We start from the raw sequence: 23,331 nt of genomic DNA on the forward strand, positions 1-23,331 counted from the left end.
TTATAGGGAATAATCCTGACGCACACAAGCGGAATGTCTCGCCATAAAACGAGCCATCCAGCGGGTTTATTCGCCGTAAACGACTAAGCGTTTCGGCGCTACCTTACCGTTATCGTCAATCTCGCCAACGCCAAGGAACAACTTCTGCTCACCGCCAGTAATGCGCACCATACCATCGGTTGGCGCACCAAACACCTGCACCGCTTGTCCATGCTGCACAAGCTGCATCAATTCTGGGATAACGTTAACTTCAGGTAGAGCTTCCACGGCGGTGTCCATCGGCAGTAATAGCGGATCGAGAACTTCGGAAACCGTCTTTTCATCACGATGGGCTTGTTCAACTAATGCATTGAGCTGCTCTAGTGTCACCATCCGTTCATACGGATAGTTAGCGACACCAACACGGCGCAGCATAGTCACATGCGCGCCGCAACCGAGCATTTCACCCAAATCATCGACGATGGTGCGGATGTAAGTACCTTTTGAGCAGTGCACTTCCATCTCCACTTCATCGCCTTCGAAACGATGCAGCTCGATTTCATACACGGTGATCTTGCGTGCTTCACGCGGCACTTCAATGCCCTGTCGAGCGTATTCGTAGAGTGGACGGCCTTGGTATTTCAACGCGGAGAACATGGACGGAACTTGATCCGTTTCACCGCGAAATTTTTCAATACACGCAAGAAGAGTATCGCGCTCCACGTTGACAGGACGCGTTTGCACCACTTGACCGTCAGAGTCTGACGTATCGGTACGTTCGCCCAATTTTGCGATCACGCGATAACGTTTATCGGAATCAAGCAGAAATTGGGAAAACTTTGTGGCTTCACCGAGACAGATCGGCAGCATGCCGGTCGCCAGAGGGTCAAGAGCGCCCGTATGGCCAGCTTTTTCAGCGCCATAGAGACGTTTAACTTTTTGCAAAGCGTCGTTGGAGGAAATGCCTGTCGGCTTATCCAACAGAATCACACCGTGGATAACCCGACCTTTACGTCGACGAGCCATTACGCTTCGTCCTCGTCGCGACCAGCTTCGTGCATACGACGCTTATCACTGTTGATCACTTCCGTTACTAGGTTTGACATACGCATACCTTCAACCAAAGTGTTGTCGTAGTAGAAGCGAATTTCTGGCGTCAAACGTAAGCGGATTTGCTTACCTAGCATCATGCGAATCTGCACTTCGTGCTCACGCAAAGCAGCCAAGCAAGATTCTGGTGTTTGCTCACCGATGCAAAGGAAAGTCACGAACACTTTGGCGTAAGCCAGATCGCGCGACACTTCTACATCAGAAATAGTCACCATACCCAGACGAGAATCGCGCACTTCACGTTGCAGGATCATCGCCAGTTCTTTTTGTAATTGCTGTGCCACACGCTGTGTGCGGCTAAATTCTTTCGGCATATCGTTTCTCACTGATAGAAAGAATGGGGGGATGGTCTTAGCCAGCCCCCCATGGTGTATTCAACAACCTACATTGCCTTGATTAATGCAACAGTAGTTGATTAGTCGATGGTACGTTGGATTTCGATCGTTTCGAACACTTCGATCTGGTCGCCAACGCGAACGTCGTTGTAGTTCTTAACGCCGATACCACACTCGTAACCATTCTTAACTTCTGCAACGTCATCTTTAAAGCGACGCAGAGATTCCAGTTCACCTTCGTAGATAACCACGTTATCACGTAGAACGCGGATCGGAGCATTACGCTTGATAACGCCTTCAGTAACCATACAGCCTGCAATCGCGCCCAGTTTTGGTGACTTAAATACGTCACGAACTTCCGCCAGACCGATGATCTCTTGTTTGAATTCAGGAGAAAGCATACCGCTCATCGCCTGTTTCACTTCGTCGATCAATTGGTAAATGATTGAGTAGTAACGCAGATCGATATTTTCAGCTTCAATGGTACGGCGAGCGGAGGCATCAGCACGTACGTTAAAGCCTACCACGATAGCGTTAGAAGCTGCAGCCAGCACCACATCCGTTTCTGTGATACCACCTACACCAGAACCTACGATGTTCACTTTCACTTCTTCGGTAGAAAGTTTACGCAGAGAATCGGCAATCGCTTCGACAGAACCTTGTACGTCCGCTTTCAGTACAATGTTCAGCTCAGCCACATCACCAGCAGTCATGTTAGAGAACATGTTCTCCAGTTTAGACTTCTGTTGACGCGCCAGTTTCACTTCGCGGAACTTACCAGCACGGTAGTTAGCCACTTCACGTGCTTTACGCTCATCACGTACTACGGTTGCTTCATCACCGGCAGCTGGAACACCAGACAGACCGAGGATTTCAACTGGGATCGATGGACCCGCTTCTTCAACTTCGTTACCGATTTCATCACGCATTGCACGAACGCGGCCATACTCTTGACCACACAGTACGATGTCACCCTTACGCAGTGTACCTGATTGAACCAGAACCGTTGCTACAGGACCACGGCCTTTATCTAGACGAGATTCGATGACCACGCCAGACGCCATACCTTGTTTCACCGCTTTCAGTTCAAGAACTTCAGCTTGTAGCAGGATCGCTTCTAGAAGACCTTCAATGTTCGTACCTTGTTTTGCAGAGATGTGAACAAACATGTTCTCACCGCCCCACTCTTCAGGCATAACGTTGTACTGCGCCAGTTCGTTTTTCACGTTATCTGGGTTAGCCGTGTCTTTATCGATCTTGTTTACTGCAACGATCAGTGGAACACCCGCCGCTTTCGCGTGTTGGATCGCTTCCACAGTTTGTGGCATTACGCCATCGTCCGCAGCCACAACCAGCACTACGATATCCGTTGCTTGCGCACCACGAGCACGCATTGCGGTAAACGCCGCGTGTCCAGGAGTATCGAGGAAGGTGATCATGCCATTTGGTGTTTCAACGTGGTAAGCACCGATGTGCTGAGTAATACCACCCGCTTCACCAGAGGCAACGTGTGTACGACGAATGTAGTCCAGCGTTGAAGTTTTACCGTGGTCAACGTGACCCATGATGGTCACAACTGGCGCACGAGAAACTTCGTCGAACTTGTCATCACGATCCGACAGAATCGCTTCTTCCAGTTCGTTTTCTTTACGCAGTACCACTTTGTGACCCATTTCTTCTGCTACCAGTTGAGCAGTTTCTTGATCGATCACTTGGTTAATGGTCGCCATTGCGCCCATTTTCATCATCACTTTGATAACTTCAGTCGCTTTCACTGACATTTTTTGTGCCAGTTCAGAAACGATGATGGTTTCACCAACCACAACATCCGCTTTTGCTACCACAGCGGTTTTATCAAAACCGTGCTGCATAGACATTGGCTTGTTGATGCGGCCTTTACGACCCGCTTTGCCACCACGAGGGCGAGAATCACGTTCTTGGTTGTCATCGCGAGAAGACATCTTTCTCTTATTCGCTTTTGTGGAGCGACGACGAGCACCTTCCTCGTGGAGGTCTGCCTCATCTTCCGCTTCGCGTGCATATTGCGAAGTCGTTACATGGTAATCAGTGTTTTCTTGCATATCACCTACAGTCTCTTTTTCAGCAGACCAACGCTCACCATTTTTTTCAGCCAATTCGCGTACTTTTTCAAGTTGACGGCGACTTTCCTCTTCGGCCTTACGTCTTGCTTCTTCTTCCTGGCGACGTTTTAGCGCCTCGGCTTCTTTGCGCGCTGCTTCTTGCTTCAATTTTTCTTCGTCAGAACGTGGTTGAGCTGCAGCTTGCGCTTCGCGCTTCGCCTTCTCTTCCGCCACACGTTTTGCTTCTGCTTCACGTTTTACTGACTCTTCTGCTTCACGCTTGGCTTTTTCCTCAGCCGCACGTTTCGCTGCTTCTTCAGCTTCACGCTGTGCTTGCTCTTCTGCGGCGCGCATTGCGGCTTCTTCCGCTTCACGAGTCGCATCATCTTCAACAGAACTGCGCTTAACATACGTACGTTTTTTGCGCACTTCAACCTGAACATTCTTACTTTTACCGCCACCGGCATTCACGCTCAGTGTGCTACGGGTTTTACGCTGGAGTGTCAAACGCGTTGGCTCAGAGCCAGCCGCATCGCCGTGCTCTTTACGCAAATGAGCGAGCAATTTCTGCTTCTCATCTTCAGATACATGATCTGCAACAGCCTTGTTCATTCCTGCATCAGCAAGTTGCTCTAATAAGCGGTCTACTGGTGTACCAATTTCTTCACTCAGTGCTTTAACGGTAATTTGTGTCATGCCGCTTCCTCCCCTTGCTGAAAATTATGCGTCTTCACCAAACCAACAGATGTTACGAGCAGCCATAATGAGCTCACCCGCACGTTGTTCGGTCAGACCTTCAATACCTTCTAAATCATCCACACCTTGGTCAGCCAGATCTTCCAGTGTCGCAACACCTTTTGCCGCCAGTTTGAATGCCATTTCGCGTTCCAGTCCTGCTAGTGCAAGCAGATCTTCTGCTGGCTCAAGACCTTCGAACGATTCTTCTTTTGCCAGAGCAATCGTCGTCAGTGCTTCTTTTGCACGGCTACGCAGTTCTTCGGCTAGATCTTCATCCATACCATCAACATCAAGTAGCTCGTTCATTGGTACGTAAGCAATCTCTTCTAGCGTAGAGAAACCTTCTTCAACCAGAAGCTCAGCAAAGTCTTGCTCAATATCGAGGTACTTCATGAAGTTCTCGATAGATGCCATTGATTCTTCTTGGTGTTTCTTCTGCAGATCCGCGACCGTCATTACGTTCAGTTCCCAACCAGTCAGTTGAGAGGCAAGACGTACGTTCTGGCCGTTACGGCCGATCGCTTGCGCAAGGTTATCCGCCTCAACAGCGATATCCATTGAATGTGTATCTTCATCCATAATGATTGAAGCAACATCAGCCGGAGCCATGGCGTTAATGACGAATTGCGCTGGGTTATCGTCCCACAGCACGATATCAATACGCTCGCCACCGAGTTCACCCGAAACCGCTTGTACACGTGCACCACGCATACCCACACACGCACCCACAGGGTCAATACGCTTGTCGTTGGTTTTCACAGCGATCTTGGCACGAGAGCCTGGGTCACGCGCGGCAGCTTTCAATTCAATCAGCTCTTCACCGATTTCAGGAACTTCCACGCGGAACAGCTCGGTCAGCATTTCTGGTTTAGAGCGGGTGATGAACAGTTGGAAGCCACGAGCCTCCGGAGCCACTTTGTACAGCAGACCACGCACGCGATCACCTGGACGGAAGTTTTCACGTGGCAGTTGATCTTCACGTAGGATAACCGCTTCGGCGTTGTTACCCAGATCGAGAATCACTGTCTCGCGGTTTACTTTCTTCACCACACCAGTCACCAACTCACCTTCGTTATCGATGAATTGTTCAACGATCTGTGCACGCTCAGCTTCACGTACTTTTTGTACGATCACTTGCTTAGCTGTTTGGGTAGTAATACGGTCGAAGGTGACAGATTCGATCTGATCTTCAATGTAGTCACCCATCTGCACAGATTCATCATCAAAGTTTGCCGCTTCAAATGAAATCTCTTTGGTTGGATGTTCAACATTCTCAACCACTAACCAGCGACGGAAAGTTTCAAATGCGCCAGTTTTACGATCGATCGCAACGCGAACATCGATCTCAATCTCATACTTCTTTTTCGTTGAAGTCGCTAACGCAGTTTCCAGCGCTTCAAAAATACGCTCACGAGGTACCGCTTTCTCGTTAGAAACCGCCTCAACTACCGCTAAAATTTCTTTACTCATTGTTCTAGCCTCAAAGACTTAAAATTTAGGGATCAGGTTAGCTTTTGAAATGTTGCTCAGAGCAAAATGTTCTTCTTGCCCATCAACCATCACGGCTACGGTTTCACCATCAATTGATTGGATGAACCCTTTCCACTTGCGACGGTTAGCAACAGCCATTTTCAAAACGATGCTGACCTCGTGACCAATAAACTGCTCGTAATGTGCTGCTTTAAAGAGTGGTCTTTCCAGACCAGGCGAAGACACTTCGAGGTTATAAACGACCGAAATTGGGTCTTCAACATCCAAAACTGCACTCACTTGGCGACTCACTTCTGCGCAGTCTTCCACTGTGATACCGTTTGCGTGATCAATAAAGATACGTAGTGTGGAATGTTGCCCTGCACGGACGAACTCTAATCCAACCAACTCGTAACCTGCAGCAACCACCGGAGCTTCAAGCATTTCAGTAAGTTGTCTTTCTAAACCAGTCATCTAAACCACTCCAGAAACAAAAAAAGGGCTTAGAGCCCAATTTAAATACCAAGCAAATATCTAAAACTCCCGAAAAAGGAAATTTAGATAATAAAAAACCCCGATTAAGTCGGGGTTTTTTATTGCTGGACCCTGATAAATTGAGAATCGCTTCTCAACTGCAGTGAGGTTAACACTGCCAAACTTGTCTCTCTAATCGTTAGGAGAGATTGGTTGCGGGGGCCGGATTTGAACCGACGACCTTCGGGTTATGAGCCCGACGAGCTACCAAGCTGCTCCACCCCGCGTCCGACTTGCGAGCATTATACGCTCAACAAAGTGATTTACAAGTTTGTAAATATGGTGCCGAGAGAGGGACTCGAACCCTCACACCTAAGGCGCTAGCACCTCATGCTAGTGTGTCTACCAATTTCACCATCTCGGCATATTTCGTCTATCTAATTTAGATAGCTTAGTGAGGAATCTCGTCGCTGCTTTTAGCAGGAGCTTCACCCACTGTGTCACCAGCTTGTTGAATCACTTGACCTTGTGACGGGTCAACCCATTGTGACTCAGTTTTGTGAGTTGACATATTGCCAAGCACAAGGCTGATAACAAAAAATACTGTTGCAAAAATTGCAGTCATTCGGGTTAAGAAATTACCTGAGCCACCAGCACCAAACACAGTGTTTGACGCGCCGGCACCGAATGAGGCTCCCATGTCTGCGCCTTTACCTTGTTGAATCAACACTAGGCCAATGATAGCAACCGCTGCCAACAGGTAAATCACAAGTAGAACTGTAAACATTACTTCCACCTATGTTCATATTTGTTGAGCTAGCGCCGTTCGTATCATCAGACTCGAACAAGGCCAGCGACCTTTCTCTCCGAAAGCGGACGCAATACTAACGAATGGTTCCAAGGCTGACAAGAGGTATTTTCTAAAAAAAATCACTTTCCGATTTGATCGCTCAAAAAACTCGCACAACAACGATTTTTCAAGCATTTCTACAATTCCTAGCGCGAAATCAATCAACTAGGAACTGTAGAAACCAGCACTCAAATTAGCAGTTATCTTTGACGGCTTGAGCTATTTTCAGCGCAGACTGTTTCACTAGCGCATCATCCTCGCCTTCCACCATCACGCGGATTAGAGGTTCTGTCCCCGATTTACGCAGCAATACTCGGCCTTTCGAGCCTAGCTCTGCTTCTACCTCAGCGACCGCGGCTTTCACCGCTTCCGCTTCAAGTGGATTATTCTCCCCCGCAAAACGAACATTCTCCAATACTTGCGGGTAAAGGGTCATGCCTTTGGCTAACTCATGCAGAGTCATTTCACTACCGACGACGGAGGCAAGCACTTGTAGACCAGCGACAATCGCATCACCGGTGGTCACTTTATCAAGTAAAATGACGTGACCTGAGTTTTCCGCTCCAATTTTCCAGCCTTTTTCCTGCAGCTTTTCCATAACATAGCGATCACCTACCGCGGCACGGGCAAAAGGAATACCAAGTTGTTTCAGGCCATTTTCCATACCAAGGTTGGTCATCAGTGTCCCAACAACGCCGCCTTTGAGTTCACCACGGCGCAATGCATCGCGCGCGATAATGTAAGCAATTTGGTCACCATCGACTTTATTCCCCAAATGGTCAACCATGATGATGCGATCGCCATCACCATCAAACGCTAAGCCAAGATGTGCTTTTTCTTCAACAACGCGTTTTTGCAGAGCACGGACATCGGTTGCCCCAACTTGATCATTAATGTTCAAGCCATTTGGCTCAACGCCCATTGCAATCACATCGGCACCTAACTCACGAAAAACATTCGGAGCAATATGGTAGGTGGCACCATTCGCGCAATCCACGACTAACTTCACCCCAGACAAACTGAGTTTTGAAGGGAAAGTGCTTTTACAAAATTCGATGTAACGACCCGCAGCGTCCACCATACGTGAGGCCTTACCAAGTTCTGCAGATTCAACGCATTCGATGTCTTTATCCAACTCTGCTTCAATCGCTAACTCAATTTCATCCGGCAGTTTGGTTCCCTCATAAGAGAAAAATTTGATGCCGTTGTCATAGTACGGATTGTGTGATGCAGAAATAACGATCCCAGCTTCCGCACGGAATGTTTGGGTTAGATAAGCCACCGCAGGTGTTGGCATGGGGCCGGTGAATGTCGCTTTCAACCCCGCCGCCGCCAAACCAGCTTCCAAAGCGGATTCCAGCATATAGCCAGAAATACGAGTATCTTTACCAATGATGACTTTCTTTGTGCCTTGTTTTGCCAAAACACGTCCAGCAGCCCAGCCAAGCTTAAGTACAAAATCAGGTGTAATTGGGTATTGGCCAACTTTGCCTCGTACCCCATCAGTACCAAAATAACGTCTTTTATCAGACATTTGTTTTTCCTTTACATTATTGTTTTACAAATTTTCGTACGTCAGTTGCACTATTTTTAGTGCATCTAGCGTTTGTTCTACATCATGTACCCGAATGATTTGCGCCCCTTTACTTGCGGCTAAAGTCGCACAAGCCACGCTCCCCGCTACACACTCTGCTGGTTGTTTATTCAGTGTTTTGAAAATCATTGATTTACGCGACATTCCAGCCAAAACAGGCAATCCAAAACGATGAAACTGTTCTAAGTGAGCGAGCAAATGATAATTGTGTTGAATCGATTTTCCAAAGCCAAAACCGGGATCCAAGATAATATTCTCACGCTTAATACCGGCGGCCTCACAGGCGGCAATGCGCTCAACTAAAAACGCGCAAACGTCTTCAACCACATTGTCGTATTGAGGAGCCATTTGCATGGTACGTGGTTGCCCTTGCATATGCATAATACAGACGGGAACCTGAGCCTGAGCTGCAACATCTAGAGCTCCTGGCTCTTGCAAAGCTCGAACATCATTAATCAGATCCGCTCCCGCTACAATCGCTTGGCGCATTACTTCAGCTTTACTGGTATCAATGGAAATCCATACCTGTGCATTTTGTTGACGAATTGCGGTGATTAATGGAATCACACGTTGTAATTCCTCTTCTAAGCTCACATCCGGAGCTCCAGGCCGAGTCGATTCGCCACCGATATCAATGATCGTGACACCAGCATCAATCATCTGTTGCGCTTTCATGAGTGCTTTATCGAGCTGAATGTAGCTTCCACCATCTGAGAAAGAGTCTGGAGTGGTGTTTAAAATCCCCATGACAACGGGAGAGTTCAAATTAAGTTGCTTATTGGCATAACTGATTTTCATCGTTTTAAAATTTGCTCCCTTGCAAACACAAAACCCCGAACAAGTCGGGGTTTAGAGTTAAAAGTAACGTTATTCTGCGTCTTTTTTCTCGCTTGATGTCGCCACATCATCCGCGATGACATCAGAGGCGGGTTCGGCTTTCACTTCAGGTTCCACCGCTTTCACTTCTGGTTGTTCTTTGGTTTGATCCGCCCAACCAGCCGGCTCACGAATCACGGGCTTACGCGCCATTAAGTCATCAATTTGACCTGCATCGATCGTTTCATACTTCATCAAGGCATCTTTCATTGCATGCATGATATCCATATTATCGATGATGATTTGGCGAGCTCGTTCGTAGTTGCGATCAATAAGTTGTCGGACTTCGTCGTCAATCAACTTTGCAGTGTCATCAGACATGTGTTTTGTCTGTGTCACACTGCGTCCAAGGAAAACTTCGCCTTCATCTTCTGCATATAGCATAGGACCCAATTTTTCAGAGAAGCCCCATTGGGTCACCATCTTACGGGCAATTTCAGTGGCACGTTCGATATCGTTTGAAGCACCTGTTGATACTTTGTCTTTGCCGTAAATCAACTCTTCAGCCAGACGGCCACCGTACAAGCTAGAGATCATCGATTCCAGATGCTGCTTAGACATACTCACGCGATCTTGCTCAGGCAGATACATGGTGACACCCAAAGCACGTCCACGAGGGATGATTGAAACCTTATACACAGGATCATGCTCTGGCACTAAGCGACCCACTACCGCATGGCCCGCTTCATGGTAAGCGGTGGATTCTTTGATCTCTTCCGACATCACCATTGAACGGCGCTCTGCACCCATCATGATCTTGTCTTTTGCCAGTTCAAACTCAACCATAGAGACGTTGCGCTTGTTACCACGGGCTGCAAACAGTGCCGCTTCGTTGACTAAGTTCGCCAAATCCGCCCCCGAGAACCCCGGAGTACCACGCGCTATCAGTGATGGCTCAACATCATTCGCCAAAGGCACTTTGCGCATATGCACTTTAAGAATTTGCTCACGACCACGCACATCTGGCAGGCCCACTACCACTTGACGGTCAAAACGTCCCGGACGCAGCAATGCTGGGTCCAACACGTCAGGACGGTTGGTTGCCGCGATGACAATAATGCCTTCATTGCCTTCAAAACCATCCATCTCAACCAGCATTTGGTTGAGGGTTTGCTCACGTTCATCGTGACCACCACCAACACCTGCGCCACGTTGGCGACCCACAGCATCAATTTCATCAATAAAAATGATGCATGGAGAGGCTTTCTTCGCTTGTTCAAACATGTCACGCACGCGAGATGCACCGACACCAACGAACATCTCTACGAAATCAGAACCCGAAATAGTAAAGAAAGGTACTTTCGCCTCACCTGCAATGGCTTTTGCTAGCAGTGTTTTACCCGTACCAGGAGGCCCCACCATTAAGACACCTGTTGGGATCTTACCGCCCAATTTTTGGAAACGGCTAGGATCGCGCAGGTAGTCCACCAGTTCTTTCACATCTTCTTTGGCTTCGTCACAACCCGCGACATCACTGAAAGTGGTTTTTATCTGGTCTTCACTCATCATACGCGCTTTGCTCTTACCAAATGACATGGCACCTTTGCCACCGCCACCTTGCATCTGACGCATGAAGAAGATCCAAACCCCAATCAGCAGAATCATTGGGAACCAAGAAATGAAAATAGTACCAAGCAAGCTTTGCTCTTCAGGAGGCGTGCCTTGCACTTTGACATCTTGATTAATCAAGTCATCGAGGAGCTTTTGATCATAAACCGGCATGTAAGTTACATAACGGCTGCCCCCGCCACGACGCATGAAAGTAATTTCACCGTTGTTGAATTGGGCTTCCTGAATCTGGCCTTGACCAACTTCCTTTACGAATGTGGTGTAGTCGACTGCTTTACCGTTGTTCTCGCCAGGGCCGAAACTCTGGAATACAGACATTAAAACGACAGCAATCACAAGCCACAGAATTAAATTTTTTGCCATGTCACTCAAGGTGTAAGCCTCTCGATAACTAATTGTAATTAAAAGGTAGGGTACTACAGTTTATAGCTAGCGGCTATAGGTTCAACTTGGGCACCAAATGGTGAAATAGTTAACCTTTGTAACCAGTCGCTACGATAAAAACTTCGCGTGAACGTGATCGAGATGAGTCCGGTTTACGAATTTTAACCACTTTAAACAGGTCTCTGACTGCTTTGACATAATCATCAAAGCCCTCTCCTTGAAACACTTTCACCACAAAACTACCATTCTGAGCCAGAACTTGTCGACACATATCCAGTGCCAATTCGACAAGGTACATAGCCCGCGGTTGGTCAACCGATAGGTTCCCCGCCATATTCGGTGCCATATCAGACATCACCACATCAACCATCTCTGGTTGAATACGCTCCAGTAATGCATTCAATACGGCTTCTTCACGGAAATCTCCTTGCAAGAAAGAAACACCGGCAATGGATTCCATCGGTAAAAGGTCGCAAGCAATCACTCGACCACTATCACCCACGACTTTCGCAGCAAACTGTGACCATCCACCTGGTGCAGCACCAAGATCGACGACAGTCATACCAGCTTTTAGTAGTTTGTCTTTATTTTGGATCTCTTCTATTTTGAAGATAGCACGAGAACGAAAGCCTTTCTTCCTCGCTTCGTTAGCATATTTGTCGTCAAAATGCTCTTTTAACCAGCGAGTTGAGCTCGCCGAGTGTTTCTGTTTACTCATTTTGTTCCTAACTCAGTCACCGCTATCCAAGAAAGTCTGGTAGAAAATATAGTCTTCTAGAATAGATGGCGTTAAAATGACGGTTTTCAACCCTAATATTAAATAAATTTGGCCGCGTAATGAACCTAAGCAACAAACAAAAGCAGCATCTGAAAGCCTTGGCACACAACTTAAAACCTGTTGTGTTAATGGGCGCAAACGGATTAACAGAAGCTGTGCTAGCGGAAATCGAAATTGCGCTCGATCACCACGAACTGATTAAAGTGAAAGTCGTTTCGGAAGATCGTGAGACTAAGCAATTGATCGTTGACGCAATTGTTCGTGAAACTGGTGCCGAAAAAGTACAGGTAATTGGTAAAGTTCTGGTACTTTATCGCCAGTCTCAGCAACGCAAGATCGAATTGCCGCGCAAATAATCAGCCATTGGATGAACAAAAAAGGTCGCATTAGCGACCTTTTTACTTTTTGAATGATCGAGCTTATAGGTATTCAACGCGATCGATTTCGAAATCTTTATTGCCACCTGGGGTAACAATCGCAACCTCGTCACCTTCCATCTTACCAATCAAGCCACGAGCAATCGGTGAGTTAACCGAAATACGGCCAGATTTAATATCCGCTTCATCATCTCCAACGATTTGATACGTTTTCTCTTCATCTGTATTGACATCGATCACTGTCACGGTCGCACCAAAAATGACTTTACCGTTGTTTTCCATTGTAGTGACATCAATCACTTGGGCGACAGACAGCTTGTATTCAATATCACGAATTTGCGCTTCACAGATCCCTTGCTCTTCACGTGCCGCATGGTATTCCGCATTCTCTTTGAGATCACCCAATTCGCGAGCTTCCGCAATCGCTTCTGTAATTTTTGGTCTGAGCTTTAACAGTCTATCGAGTTCTTCACGTAGGAGTTTCTCACCACGTAATGTCATTGGAACTTTTTCCATCGTCTACCTCTGCGCCAAAGTTTTCTTTGGACAATAAAAAGATTCCCAACATCCTAAATCGGGTCGGGTCAGTGTTGAACCATTTTGATTAATCGAAAGTGTAAACAAAGTTAAGAGCTAAATCATCCAAATTCAAGATTTGCGAGGCGAATTTACTCAAAATCCAATTTTCACATTTTATATGTGATCTTTAGCACAATTAGATCGTGTGTATTTTGCTCAATATCGGTAAAAAAAAATAAAAAATACAACTTATTGAATAAAAAAGAAAAACTAATAAAACGAAAACAAATCCATATAAAACAATACTTTGACAATTTTTTACCAACAATAAAACACTGTTCATAAGTCTGATTTATATCATTTTACTAACTGATAGCGGAACTTTGGGAGTAAAAAAATAGCCACGAAAATGGCTGAACCATCAAATTTCTTATGCTTTATGGTTTCAACACAACAGTGACCAATGAAGCTTGATGCATCACCTATTTCGATTGACGTGGCTTACGTCGTACAAAAATCAAATTTATGGACAATAAATTAGGACTTAATAAGATGAACAAGACTCTAATTGCTCTTGCTGTTTCAGCTGCTGCAGTGGCTACTGGTGTAAATGCTGGCGAAATCTACAATAAAGATGGCGCTTCTCTGACTATGGGTGGCCGTGCTGAAGCACGCCTATCTTTAAAAGACGGTAAAGCAGATGATAAATCTCGTGTACGTCTAAACTTCCTAGGTAAAGTGGCTATCAATGACAGCCTGTACGGCGTTGGCTTCTATGAAGGTGAGTTTACTACTGACGACCAAGGTACAAACGCGTCTAACAACAACCTAGACAACCGTTACACTTATGCAGGTATGGGCGGTACTTACGGTGAAGTAACTTACGGTAAAAACGATGGTGCATTAGGCGTAATCACTGACTTTACCGATATCATGGCTTACCACGGTGCGAATGGTACTTACAAACTGGCAGTGGCAGATCGTGTCGACAACATGCTGGCTTACAAGGGTCAATTTGGTGACCTAGGTGTTAAAGCAAGCTACCGTTTTGCTGATCGTCAAGAGTCAGCAAATTCAATCACTAAAAATGAACAAGATGGCTACTCTCTATCTGCTATCTACGCCTTTGGTGATACTGGTTTCAATGTAGGTGCGGGTTACGCAGATCAAGATACAGCAGATCAATACATTCTTGCTGCATCTTACGCTTTCTCTGATTTCTACTTCGCTGGTGCTTTCGTTGATGGTCAAGATAAGCCAGCAAATGCAGCAAAAACAGACAAAACTGGTTATGAGTTAGCAGCTAAATACACAATGGATCAAACCGTATTTACAACAACTTATAACTACCAAGAAGAAAAAACTTCTGGTGTGAAGAGCGACAATGCTGACTTCATCGCAATTGATGCAACTTACTACTTTAAGCCAAACTTCCGCTCTTATGTCTCTTATAACTTTAACCTGCTAGATGCAGATAAAGTTGGTAAGACTAAAGCAGAAGACGAACTGGCTATCGGTCTACGTTACGACTTCTAATTGTTGACTTAAAGTCACACGCCAAACGCCTGCTCACTAGCAGGCGTTTTTCTATCTGGCTATACTTTCGCAACTGCCCTTTCTGGAAGTTTTTGGTTATGCCGTTTTCATCCTCGCCAATTTGGCGACTTGTTTTTTGTTTTGCTCTCTTTTTGCCAAGCACCCATGCGGAAACTCAATTCAGTTCGGCTACGGATCAACTTCCCGCTGGAGCTCGTTATGCATTACTGATTGAGGATATCAGCTCAAAACAAACCATTCTCGATCTGAATACGCATCTTTATTATCCCCCTGCGAGCACACAAAAAATTCTAACCGCCCTCGCTGCCAAACTCGAATTGGGCGATGAGTTTCGCTTTCGCACAGAATTAATTCGCTCTGGTGACGATTGGGCTATTCGTTTTTCAGGAGATCCCACTTTCACCACGGCAGATCTCACCGCGTTACTTAAGCAGCTTAAGTCACAAACAGGTGGGAAAATTGAAGGTGACTTATGGTTAGATAACAGCATTTTTAGCGGTTACGAACGTGCGGTTGGTTGGCCTTGGGATATTCTGGGTGTTTGCTATAGCGCTCCTGCCAGTGCCATCAATTTAGATGGCAATTGTATCCAAGCGTCTATTTATACTGAGCCACAAGGACGAACTCGCGTGTACGTACCGGAGCAGTATCCGGTACATGTTCAAACACGGGCCATCAGCGTCAGTAAAAATGAGCAAGAAAGCCTACTGTGTGATTTAGAACTCACTGCAACCTCAGAAAACCACTACCAACTAGCAGGATGCCTAACTCAAAGAGATAAACCATTACCACTAAAATTTGCCGTGCAAGATACTGGGTTGTATGCCCAGCGCATCGTCTATCGCTTACTGGCACAGCTCAATATCGAACTCAAAGGCGAAGTAAAGGTGGGCAATTCTGCATTTAACCAACCTCAGAAAGTCGCTTATCATCAATCTGAACCCTTACCAGTGCTGCTAAAAACGATGCTGCAAGAATCGGACAACCTGATTGCAGACACATTAACAAAAACTTTAGGTCACCGTTTTTATCTACAACCCGGCAGCTTCTCGAATGGCACTCAAGCCATCAAACAGGTTTTTTATTCGAGAACAGGCATCTCATTAGAAGACACCCAATTAGCCGATGGCTCTGGCCTCTCTCGGAATAATCGAATGCGCCCACAGGTCATGATCGAGACATTGCGCTACCTTTACCAACATGATGAGCAACTAGGCTTGATTGCTCTGCTACCTTCGGCAGGGGAATCTGGCACACTGCAATATCGCCGTAGCATGCGTGCGCCTCAAATGAGTGGACAAATGAAAGCCAAGAGTGGTTCGTTGTATGGCACGTATAATATGGTGGGATTCGTTGTCGATGAAAACCATCGCCCAACCACACTTTTCGTACAATTTGTGACTGACTATTTCCCGCCCAAAAATGGCGCCCAAGCTGCGGTTGAGCCACCAATCGTTCAATTTGAAACACAGCTTTATCAGGAGCTTATCCAGCTCAATCGTTTAGCGTCTAAACCCCATTGAGCCGATTCCCCTTTTCAGCGCCAACTACAAGGATTCAAATACGGTTCACAAGACAATAAAAAAGCGCCTTAGGCGCTTTTTTATTGTCTTGTGCTAGCTTACTTAATGGTAACGCGAGCAAACTTACGCTTACCCACTTGATAAACCGATGTGCCACAAGCAGGTACGAGTTTCGCATCCTCTAACTTCTCGCCATCAAGCTTCACGGCACCTTGCTTAATCATGCGCAGAGCATCCGATGTCGATCCCACTAATCCTGCCTCTTTCAACAGATTTGAAATCGCAATACCGGCAGCAAATTCAAACTCCGGCATTTCCTCTGGCATTGCGCCTTTTTGGAAGCGGTTGATGAACTCTTGTTCTGCGGCATCCGCATCTGCTTCACTATGGAAACGAGCAATAATCTCTTTTGCTAACAAGATTTTGATGTCTCGAGGATTTGTGCCATTTTTCACATCAGCTTTGAACTGAGCAATTTGTTCTAATGGGCGGAAAGAGAGCAGCTCGTAGTAGCTCCACATCAAATCATCAGAGATCGACATGATCTTGCCAAACATTTCGCTCGGTGCTTCACTCACACCAATGTAGTTGTGCGCTGATTTGGACATTTTCTTTTCGCCATCCAATCCTACCAGCAGCGGCATCATCAATACGACTTGTGGTTTTTGACCATTGGATTTTTGTAGTTCACGCCCCATCAGCAAGTTGAACTTCTGGTCGGTACCGCCTAGCTCAACGTCCGTCTCCATAGCCACTGAGTCATAACCTTGCAGTAATGGGTACATAAACTCATGGATCGCAATCGGCTGACCATTGTTGTAACGCTTTTTAAAGTCATCACGTTCTAACATACGAGCAACAGTCTGGTTTGAAGCGAGGCGGATCATACCTTCTGCACCCAGTTGTGATAACCATTCTGAGTTAAATTGGATCTTGGTTTTCGCCGGATCAAGAATCTTAAATACTTGCTGTTTATAGGTTTCCGCATTACGCAGAACGTCTTCACGAGTCAACGGTGGGCGTGTGGTATTTTTTCCTGTTGGATCGCCCACCATACCGGTAAAGTCACCAATCAAAAATGTTACGTCATGACCCAAATCCTGGAAAGTACGAAGCTTATTGAGGATTACCGTGTGGCCTAGATGGATATCCGGAGCCGTTGGGTCTGCACCCAGTTTAATTCGCAGCGGACGGTTTTCTTTGAGCTTCGCGATCAACTCTTCTTCAGGGATCAGCTCTTCAACACCACGTTTAATCTCAGCTAAAGCGGCTTCAATACTCGCCATTCTTGTTCACTCCCACAGATTTGGCAAAAATTTGATAGTGGAACATATTACTTGAATAGCGATGCATTTTGAAACCAGTTAGACTACCCGACAGCGATTTTGTTAATAATTAAATGAATTTGAACTGAATATGCTTTCACTTTTCACTCGTCTTCCGTGGCTGCACCGTGTGTTAATCACCGTTTTTAGTGCCGTCATTGCCTTCGCCGTTTTTTTTCTTCCTAATGCTGAACGTTTACATAAACCGGAATCTCAATTAGAAGTCGGACGTCATTATCCACTTTCTCTTGATAACCAGCTACTTTCAACCACTAATGAGACAGAAGCTCCTAGTGCTCTACTGCGTTGGGAGGTTTATCAAGTACGCAATGGTGAAAGTGCTGCCGTCTTGTTCCAGCGTGCCGGGCTATCTTCTCGCGTACTGTATGAATTAACGTCCAGTAATAGTGACATCAACAGCCAACTCTCCAAGTTAATGCCCAAAGATGAATTGAAATTCGGATTTGATGAAAATAACCAATTAGTAAAACTCAAACGCACAATCAGTCCTTACGAAACCTTTGTCATCACTCGTTCTGAATCAGGCTTTACGTCAGAGTTTGATAAGAAAGAGATCTTCTACCAATACAACTATGCAGAAGCAAAAATCACCTCTAGCTTCTGGAATGCAGGTATGTCAGCGGGTTTAAGCGCCAATCAAATTATGGAACTCGCAGGATTGTTCGGTTGGGATATCGATTTTGCCCTCGATATCCGTGAGGGAGATCAGTTCAAATTGCTGTACCAAGAAAACATAGTAGAAGGTGCCGTTATCGGTCGCGGTAATATTATTGCCGCAACATTTACCAACCAAGGGTCTACTTTTACGGCCATTCTAGATGACAACACAGGTAACTATTACGATGAGAATGGTCGCGCGATGAAAAAAGCCTTTTTGCGCTCTCCTCTCGATTTTCGCCGTGTATCTTCTAACTTTAACCCTCGTCGCCTCCATCCCGTCACGGGGCAAGTTAAAGCGCACCGAGGTACTGATTACGCAGCGCCTGTAGGCACCCCAATCTGGGCGGCAGGCGATGGCGTGGTTGAAAAATCAAGCTACAACCAATTTAACGGTAACTATGTCTATATCCGCCACAGTAATACTTACATAACGAAATACTTGCACTTGCAACGCCGACTGGTCAAAACAGGGCAACGTGTAAAACAAGGACAAAGTATTGGTACACTAGGAGGCACTGGGCGTGTTACCGGACCACATTTACACTACGAATTCTTAGTGAACGGCGTGCATAAAAACCCTCGTACGGTTGAATTGCCACAAGCGCAATCACTGAGTGGTAAAGCCAAAGAAACCTTTATTGCTAACGCCAAACAGCGCATGGCCAAACTGGAACGTTATAGCCAACTGCTGTATGCCAACCAAAAATAACGGCTTCCTATTCCCCTAAAAATAAGGCCAGCATTTCGCTGGCCTTAATGATTTGGGAAAGATGAAGATTAACTGCTAACTTCATCTGTGACTTCAAGCTCTTCACTCTCCGTGCTTTTTCGTCGCCCCAACATCAGTAAGCAAGGCGTGAGCACTAAGGTTAGTACTGTCGCAAAGGCTAATCCACCTGCAACGGCGGTCGCAAGCTGAGACCACCACTGGGTACTTGGTGCACCAAACTCAATTTTCTGATTGATGATGTCAATATTCATCTCAAGCACCATCGGCATCAAACCAAGAATAGTGGTAATTGTCGTCAGTAATACTGGCCGCAAGCGCTGCACTCCGGTACGTAAAATGGCCTCCTCACGGCTCAATCCGCGTTTGAGTAACTGGTTGTATGTATCGATCAACACAATATTGTTATTAACGACAATACCTGCCAATGCAATCACCCCAATCCCGGACATAATAATCCCAAACGGCTTTTGAAAAATAAGCAAACCAGCAAAGACCCCAACAGTAGAAAATATCACTGCGGTCAAAATCAAGAATGCTTGATAGAAGCTATTAAACTGGGTAATCAAGATGATCGCCATGGCCGCTAATGCCACCAAAAAGGCTTTTTCTAAAAAGGCTGCAGAGTGCTCCTGCTCTTCATTTTGGCCGCGAATGCGAAATTCAACACTACTTGGTAAATTGAGCCCTTTGAGGGCTTGCTCAATGGCGGGTAACTCTAAGGCCAAATTGTAGCCTTCCTTAAGATCCGCCATGACGTTGATCACTCTTCGCCCATCGATACGGTGAATCGTATCTTGCTTAGGCTCTGGCGTTATTTGCGCAAAATTGGTCAGCGGCACCAAACCTTGTGGCGTTTTCACTCGTAGCTGGTCAAAACGCCCGATGTCGCGATATTCACTTGGATAACGCACTAAAATATCGACTTCCTCATCACTATCATCTGGAAGATAATCGCCAATCTTGAGGCCGTTTGTCACAAACTGCACGGTATTGCCAACTAATGTGGCATCCGCAGCAAAACGTGAAGCGTCATCACGCCGAATATCAATTTTCCAATCAATCCCCGGCTTACTACCGTTATCACTCAAGTTTGTTAATGCGGCATTCGCTTCAGCCCACAAGCGGACTTGTTGAGTGGCCTTTTCAAGTTCGGCAGGAACGCGAGATGAAAGCTCAATATCCAAATCATGCTCAACGGGAGGCCCAGCATCCGGAAATTTGTACTCAATTTCCACGCCCGGAAAAGCATCCGTCACTTGCTTCAACTCATCAATAATGGTTTTTACACTGCGCCGATACTGCCAATCGACCGGTGTTATCTGCACCACACCAATTTCATCATCACCACCAGTACGTGTATAAACACTTTCAAACTCTTTGTGGCCGAGCATCACCTGTTCTACATCGCTCATTATCTGATCTTTTTCATCTAATGAGAGATCGCCATAAGAACGCACTTTGACAGAGAAGAACGGGGGATCTACCTCAGGGAAAAACTCCGCGCCTAAACCGGCTTTAGCGTAAGCAAAAGCAATCGCCGCCGACATCAATAAGGCTGCACATAATATTTTGATCGGATGACGGATAGCGATCGCTAGAGTCAGGTAGTACGCTTTGGTAATCCCAGTCGCTTGTGAAAAATCGCCATTATGCAGCGCAACCATACGTACCTGATTAGCTTGGGAGACTTGTTGTGGTCGACCAAATAACCCACCGAGAACCGGCACGAACAGTAGTGCCATCACCAAGGAAGCCGCTAAGGTTGCCATTAATGTGAGCGGGAGATATTTCATAAATTCGCCCGTGACATCCGGCCAAAAAAGTAAAGGAGCAAACGCGGCTAATGTCGTCGCCGTTGATGCAGTGATCGGCCACGCCATGCGCTTGGCTGCATCTCGGTAAGCTTCACTACGATGCATTCCCTCTTGCATACGCCGATCGGCAAACTCGGTAACTACTATGGCACCATCCACCAACATTCCTACGGCCATAATTAAGGCAAACAGCACAACGATATTCACCGTTAAACCAAATACTGCCAACACTAATAAGCCAGTGAGAAATGAACCCGGAATTGAGACACCAACCAACAAAGAGGTACGCATCCCTAAGATCGCAATAATGACAATCACGACGAGAATGATTGCTGACAGGATATTGTTTTGCAGATCGTTGAGCATGAGTTTGACATCTTTCGACTCATCCCAAATGGTTTTAACCAGTAGGTTACTTGGCCATTCTTCACGAGCTTGTGCCTCGGTTAATACGGCTTTCACCAACTCAACCGTTTCAATAATGTTTTCACCCGAGCGTTTTTTTATATCCAAAACAATCGCAGGTTTACCATCCAATCTGGCATAGCTTTCTGGGTCTCGGAAAGATTGTCGTACCGTCGCCACATCACCAAAGGTAATGACTTGTTTGCCATCAACTTTAATCGGGAGTTCAAGCATATCTTTTAACGATTCAAAAACTGAAGGCACTTTGACCGAAAAACGTCCGTATCCAGTATCGACAAATCCTGCTGCAACCACGCGGTTATTGAGCGCAATCAGGTTATAAATATCGCCTTGATCTAGCCCATAACTCTCCATGAGTAGAGGGTCCACAACGATTTCAACAATCTCCTCCCGATCACCGGCTATATCTACGGAGAGTATTTGCCGATAACTTTCGAGTTTATCGCGCAGTTGACGTGCAATTTGCACGGCTGTGCGTTCCGGAACCGTGCCATAAAGCACCACAGAGAGAATCGGTTGTTCAGCAGCAAGAGTGACTTCATTCACGATTGGCTCATCGGTATCCGCAGGCAGTTTCGGTTTTGCCAAATCTACCGCATCACGCACATCCGCCATCGCTTTCGCTAGATCAACGCCAACATTAAACTCCAGTACAACAGAAGCATGCCCTTCTGAAGCGGTTGCGGTCATCTCTTTCACACCTTCGATAGAACGCAGTTCTTGCTCTAAAGGTCGAACAATCAAACGCTCCGCATCACTGGGAGAGATGCCTTGGTGACTAACGGAAACGTAAATAATCGGGATAGTGACATCAGGGCTGGATTCTTTCGGAATGGTCACATACGTTGCAATACCTGCAACCAGAATAAACACCAACAACGTTAACATGGTTCGTGTACGAGACAACGCCGCATCAATCAGAGTAAACATGGGTGGCTCCTAGTTAGTCGTCACTAGCGGAGTGGCGATAACCTTATCCCCATCACGCACAAAGCCTTGCCCACGAGTGATGATTTCCACTTTTTCACCCAATCCGGTCAGCCAAACGCCATCTTGCTCTGCTTTCACTAATTGAATAGGCACAAAGTGAACAACATCTCCCCGCAGCGTTTTTACGCCAAGATTCCCAACATCGTCCAGAGCAAGCATTGCCGGCGTAATCTTAATTGCTGACTGTGTCATTAAACTCAATGAAACTTCGGCACTCACCCCAGCAGGGATCGTTTGTTGTGGGTTATCCATTGCAACTTCAATGGTAAATGTATTGGTAGCCGGAGATGAAAGTCTTGAAATATAACGGACTTTACCTTCAGCCTGACTTCCATCCATAAAGCGAATTACTGCTGGCTGTCCAAGCTGAACATGCTGTATGTGTCGCTCACTCACATCGGCCTCGATCACCAATCGATGCAGATCAATAATCGATGCGACGGGATCACCAATCGACACAAAATCGCCTTTTTCAATCGGCAAAGTTTCGACAACGCCCTCAAAGGGGGCTCGTACTTGAGTATTCTCCAATAGACGCTGCACTGTACTTAACGAGGATTGAGCATCCGTCAATGCGGCAGCGGCATTAGTAAAAGCAACCTCTCCTTGTAAACCTTTATTTTTTAAAGCACTCGCCGCATTAAATTCTTGTTGCCGCACTTTCAACTGTGCTTTGGCTCGCTCTAACTGAGCATCCAGATCGCCTCGATCAATCAAAGCAATCACTTGATCTTTGTTTACCGCTTGGCCTTTAACGATTTTGATATCGATAATTCGCCCAGCGATCTCGGCACCAATATTGGCTTGTCGATCCGGAGCCGTTCGGCCATAAAGCTCAATCACTTTGTCCGTTTGTTCAGCCGTAAAGGTTTGATAGCCAACTTTGGCCAAAGGTACTTGAATTTCTGTCGAGGTTTGGGGTTCTTGAGCATTGGGGCGCCCTAAACCAAGCCATGCCACCAACACCACAACGAAGAAGAGGGAAATCAACCAAGGTTGATGAAGAAAATAATCGCGAACCTGACGAACGGAGGTTTTCACCGGAAACATAACTATTCCTTATAGTAATGACTACGTTACATCCTGATACGCAGTTTGGGCCAATCGAAGTGCTCGACTGGCCAGATTTTTCCTGATTCTGTGACTCAGGA

Annotated in this window: 18 protein-coding genes and 2 tRNA genes; 4 read left to right on the plus strand and 16 right to left on the minus strand. The window is 46.2% G+C overall.

The window, feature by feature from the left end; all coding sequences use genetic code 11:
* Positions 1 to 66: 66 nt before the first annotated feature.
* From truB to rlmE, 12 genes are all read right to left on the minus strand, one after another.
* Entirely contained in the window at positions 67 to 1,005 is a 939-nt protein-coding gene (gene truB, locus EPB59_RS09575; RefSeq protein ID WP_148545611.1) for a tRNA pseudouridine(55) synthase TruB, read from the minus strand.
* Complete coding sequence (rbfA, locus tag EPB59_RS09580) at positions 1,005 to 1,403, minus strand: 30S ribosome-binding factor RbfA (protein WP_001123658.1); 399 nt, start codon at positions 1,401 to 1,403, stop codon at positions 1,005 to 1,007. The genes truB and rbfA overlap by 1 nt, the downstream gene beginning before the upstream one ends.
* Before the next feature lie 101 nt (positions 1,404 to 1,504).
* Positions 1,505 to 4,201, minus strand: coding sequence for a translation initiation factor IF-2 (gene infB, locus EPB59_RS09585; RefSeq protein ID WP_154172515.1), 2,697 nt, complete (start codon positions 4,199 to 4,201; stop codon positions 1,505 to 1,507).
* Between the two features lie 24 nt (positions 4,202 to 4,225).
* Positions 4,226 to 5,713 carry a transcription termination factor NusA gene (nusA, locus tag EPB59_RS09590; RefSeq protein WP_000031600.1) on the minus strand — a complete coding sequence of 496 codons (1,488 nt, stop codon included), beginning with the start codon at positions 5,711 to 5,713 and terminating at the stop codon, positions 4,226 to 4,228.
* A gap of 18 nt (positions 5,714 to 5,731) precedes the next feature.
* On the minus strand, positions 5,732 to 6,187 hold the full coding sequence (rimP, locus tag EPB59_RS09595) for a ribosome maturation factor RimP (protein ID WP_055051905.1): 456 nt from the start codon (positions 6,185 to 6,187) through the stop codon (positions 5,732 to 5,734).
* 210 nt (positions 6,188 to 6,397) lie between these two features.
* Positions 6,398 to 6,474 (minus strand) — tRNA-Met (locus EPB59_RS09600).
* A gap of 53 nt (positions 6,475 to 6,527) precedes the next feature.
* Positions 6,528 to 6,611, minus strand: a tRNA-Leu gene (locus EPB59_RS09605).
* A gap of 27 nt (positions 6,612 to 6,638) precedes the next feature.
* Complete coding sequence (gene secG / locus EPB59_RS09610) at positions 6,639 to 6,974, minus strand: preprotein translocase subunit SecG (protein ID WP_055051756.1); 336 nt, start codon at positions 6,972 to 6,974, stop codon at positions 6,639 to 6,641.
* A 256-nt stretch (positions 6,975 to 7,230) separates the two neighbouring features.
* Positions 7,231 to 8,571 carry a phosphoglucosamine mutase gene (glmM, locus tag EPB59_RS09615; protein WP_154172517.1) on the minus strand — a complete coding sequence of 447 codons (1,341 nt, stop codon included), beginning with the start codon at positions 8,569 to 8,571 and terminating at the stop codon, positions 7,231 to 7,233.
* A 24-nt stretch (positions 8,572 to 8,595) separates the two neighbouring features.
* The gene (folP, locus tag EPB59_RS09620) at positions 8,596 to 9,429 is read right to left on the minus strand and encodes a dihydropteroate synthase (protein ID WP_154172519.1); all 834 of its coding nucleotides are present in this window, start codon (positions 9,427 to 9,429) and stop codon (positions 8,596 to 8,598) included.
* Between the two features lie 69 nt (positions 9,430 to 9,498).
* The gene (gene ftsH, locus EPB59_RS09625) at positions 9,499 to 11,439 is read right to left on the minus strand and encodes an ATP-dependent zinc metalloprotease FtsH (protein WP_055051753.1); all 1,941 of its coding nucleotides are present in this window, start codon (positions 11,437 to 11,439) and stop codon (positions 9,499 to 9,501) included.
* A 109-nt stretch (positions 11,440 to 11,548) separates the two neighbouring features.
* On the minus strand, positions 11,549 to 12,178 hold the full coding sequence (gene rlmE, locus EPB59_RS09630; RefSeq protein WP_000043217.1) for a 23S rRNA (uridine(2552)-2'-O)-methyltransferase RlmE: 630 nt from the start codon (positions 12,176 to 12,178) through the stop codon (positions 11,549 to 11,551).
* 119 nt (positions 12,179 to 12,297) lie between these two features.
* On the opposite strand from rlmE, the gene yhbY reads away from it, so the two are divergent.
* A complete protein-coding gene (gene yhbY, locus EPB59_RS09635; protein ID WP_001054289.1) occupies positions 12,298 to 12,594 on the plus strand; it encodes a ribosome assembly RNA-binding protein YhbY in 297 nt (98 codons plus the stop codon).
* A gap of 63 nt (positions 12,595 to 12,657) precedes the next feature.
* Here yhbY and greA read toward each other — a convergent pair whose 3' ends face one another.
* On the minus strand, positions 12,658 to 13,131 hold the full coding sequence (greA, locus tag EPB59_RS09640; protein ID WP_055051751.1) for a transcription elongation factor GreA: 474 nt from the start codon (positions 13,129 to 13,131) through the stop codon (positions 12,658 to 12,660).
* A gap of 555 nt (positions 13,132 to 13,686) precedes the next feature.
* Between greA and ompU the strand changes: the two genes are divergently transcribed.
* Together ompU and dacB are read left to right on the plus strand one after the other, a co-directional pair.
* Positions 13,687 to 14,670 carry a porin OmpU gene (gene ompU, locus EPB59_RS09645; RefSeq protein ID WP_195706977.1) on the plus strand — a complete coding sequence of 328 codons (984 nt, stop codon included), beginning with the start codon at positions 13,687 to 13,689 and terminating at the stop codon, positions 14,668 to 14,670.
* Between the two features lie 98 nt (positions 14,671 to 14,768).
* On the plus strand, positions 14,769 to 16,214 hold the full coding sequence (dacB, locus tag EPB59_RS09650; RefSeq protein ID WP_154172523.1) for a serine-type D-Ala-D-Ala carboxypeptidase: 1,446 nt from the start codon (positions 14,769 to 14,771) through the stop codon (positions 16,212 to 16,214).
* A gap of 98 nt (positions 16,215 to 16,312) precedes the next feature.
* Here dacB and tyrS read toward each other — a convergent pair whose 3' ends face one another.
* A complete protein-coding gene (gene tyrS / locus EPB59_RS09655) occupies positions 16,313 to 17,500 on the minus strand; it encodes a tyrosine--tRNA ligase (protein ID WP_154172525.1) in 1,188 nt (395 codons plus the stop codon).
* A 130-nt stretch (positions 17,501 to 17,630) separates the two neighbouring features.
* Here tyrS and EPB59_RS09660 point away from each other — a divergent pair, with 130 nt between their 5' ends.
* Positions 17,631 to 18,929, plus strand: coding sequence for a peptidoglycan DD-metalloendopeptidase family protein (locus tag EPB59_RS09660; RefSeq protein ID WP_055064066.1), 1,299 nt, complete (start codon positions 17,631 to 17,633; stop codon positions 18,927 to 18,929).
* Positions 18,930 to 18,997: 68 nt separating this feature from the next.
* Here the strand turns inward: EPB59_RS09660 and EPB59_RS09665 are convergent, their stop codons facing one another.
* Positions 18,998 to 22,120 carry an efflux RND transporter permease subunit gene (locus EPB59_RS09665; protein WP_154172527.1) on the minus strand — a complete coding sequence of 1,041 codons (3,123 nt, stop codon included), beginning with the start codon at positions 22,118 to 22,120 and terminating at the stop codon, positions 18,998 to 19,000.
* Between the two features lie 9 nt (positions 22,121 to 22,129).
* Positions 22,130 to 23,230: an efflux RND transporter periplasmic adaptor subunit gene (locus tag EPB59_RS09670; RefSeq protein WP_154172529.1), complete on the minus strand. Its 1,101-nt coding sequence runs from the start codon at positions 23,228 to 23,230 to the stop codon at positions 22,130 to 22,132.
* Positions 23,231 to 23,331 lie beyond the last annotated feature (101 nt).

Source organism: Vibrio metoecus (assembly GCF_009665255.1).
GTDB classification, from domain to species: Bacteria; Pseudomonadota; Gammaproteobacteria; order Enterobacterales; family Vibrionaceae; genus Vibrio; species Vibrio metoecus_B.

What these genes read in the sequence shown, in the direction of transcription:
- EPB59_RS09660 (WP_055064066.1), top strand. Translation starts at nt 17,631, where the DNA reads ATGCTTTCACTTTTCACTCGTCTTCCGTGGCTGCACCGTGTGTTAATC.
- EPB59_RS09670 (WP_154172529.1), bottom strand. Translation starts at nt 23,230, where the DNA reads ATGTTTCCGGTGAAAACCTCCGTTCGTCAGGTTCGCGATTATTTTCTT.
- infB (WP_154172515.1), bottom strand. Translation starts at nt 4,201, where the DNA reads ATGACACAAATTACCGTTAAAGCACTGAGTGAAGAAATTGGTACACCA.
- nusA (WP_000031600.1), bottom strand. Translation starts at nt 5,713, where the DNA reads ATGAGTAAAGAAATTTTAGCGGTAGTTGAGGCGGTTTCTAACGAGAAA.
- tyrS (WP_154172525.1), bottom strand. Translation starts at nt 17,500, where the DNA reads ATGGCGAGTATTGAAGCCGCTTTAGCTGAGATTAAACGTGGTGTTGAA.
- dacB (WP_154172523.1), top strand. Translation starts at nt 14,769, where the DNA reads ATGCCGTTTTCATCCTCGCCAATTTGGCGACTTGTTTTTTGTTTTGCT.
- rlmE (WP_000043217.1), bottom strand. Translation starts at nt 12,178, where the DNA reads ATGAGTAAACAGAAACACTCGGCGAGCTCAACTCGCTGGTTAAAAGAG.
- ompU (WP_195706977.1), top strand. Translation starts at nt 13,687, where the DNA reads ATGAACAAGACTCTAATTGCTCTTGCTGTTTCAGCTGCTGCAGTGGCT.
- EPB59_RS09665 (WP_154172527.1), bottom strand. Translation starts at nt 22,120, where the DNA reads ATGTTTACTCTGATTGATGCGGCGTTGTCTCGTACACGAACCATGTTA.
- glmM (WP_154172517.1), bottom strand. Translation starts at nt 8,571, where the DNA reads ATGTCTGATAAAAGACGTTATTTTGGTACTGATGGGGTACGAGGCAAA.
- rbfA (WP_001123658.1), bottom strand. Translation starts at nt 1,403, where the DNA reads ATGCCGAAAGAATTTAGCCGCACACAGCGTGTGGCACAGCAATTACAA.
- truB (WP_148545611.1), bottom strand. Translation starts at nt 1,005, where the DNA reads ATGGCTCGTCGACGTAAAGGTCGGGTTATCCACGGTGTGATTCTGTTG.
- ftsH (WP_055051753.1), bottom strand. Translation starts at nt 11,439, where the DNA reads ATGGCAAAAAATTTAATTCTGTGGCTTGTGATTGCTGTCGTTTTAATG.
- secG (WP_055051756.1), bottom strand. Translation starts at nt 6,974, where the DNA reads ATGTTTACAGTTCTACTTGTGATTTACCTGTTGGCAGCGGTTGCTATC.
- folP (WP_154172519.1), bottom strand. Translation starts at nt 9,429, where the DNA reads ATGAAAATCAGTTATGCCAATAAGCAACTTAATTTGAACTCTCCCGTT.
- yhbY (WP_001054289.1), top strand. Translation starts at nt 12,298, where the DNA reads ATGAACCTAAGCAACAAACAAAAGCAGCATCTGAAAGCCTTGGCACAC.
- rimP (WP_055051905.1), bottom strand. Translation starts at nt 6,187, where the DNA reads ATGACTGGTTTAGAAAGACAACTTACTGAAATGCTTGAAGCTCCGGTG.
- greA (WP_055051751.1), bottom strand. Translation starts at nt 13,131, where the DNA reads ATGGAAAAAGTTCCAATGACATTACGTGGTGAGAAACTCCTACGTGAA.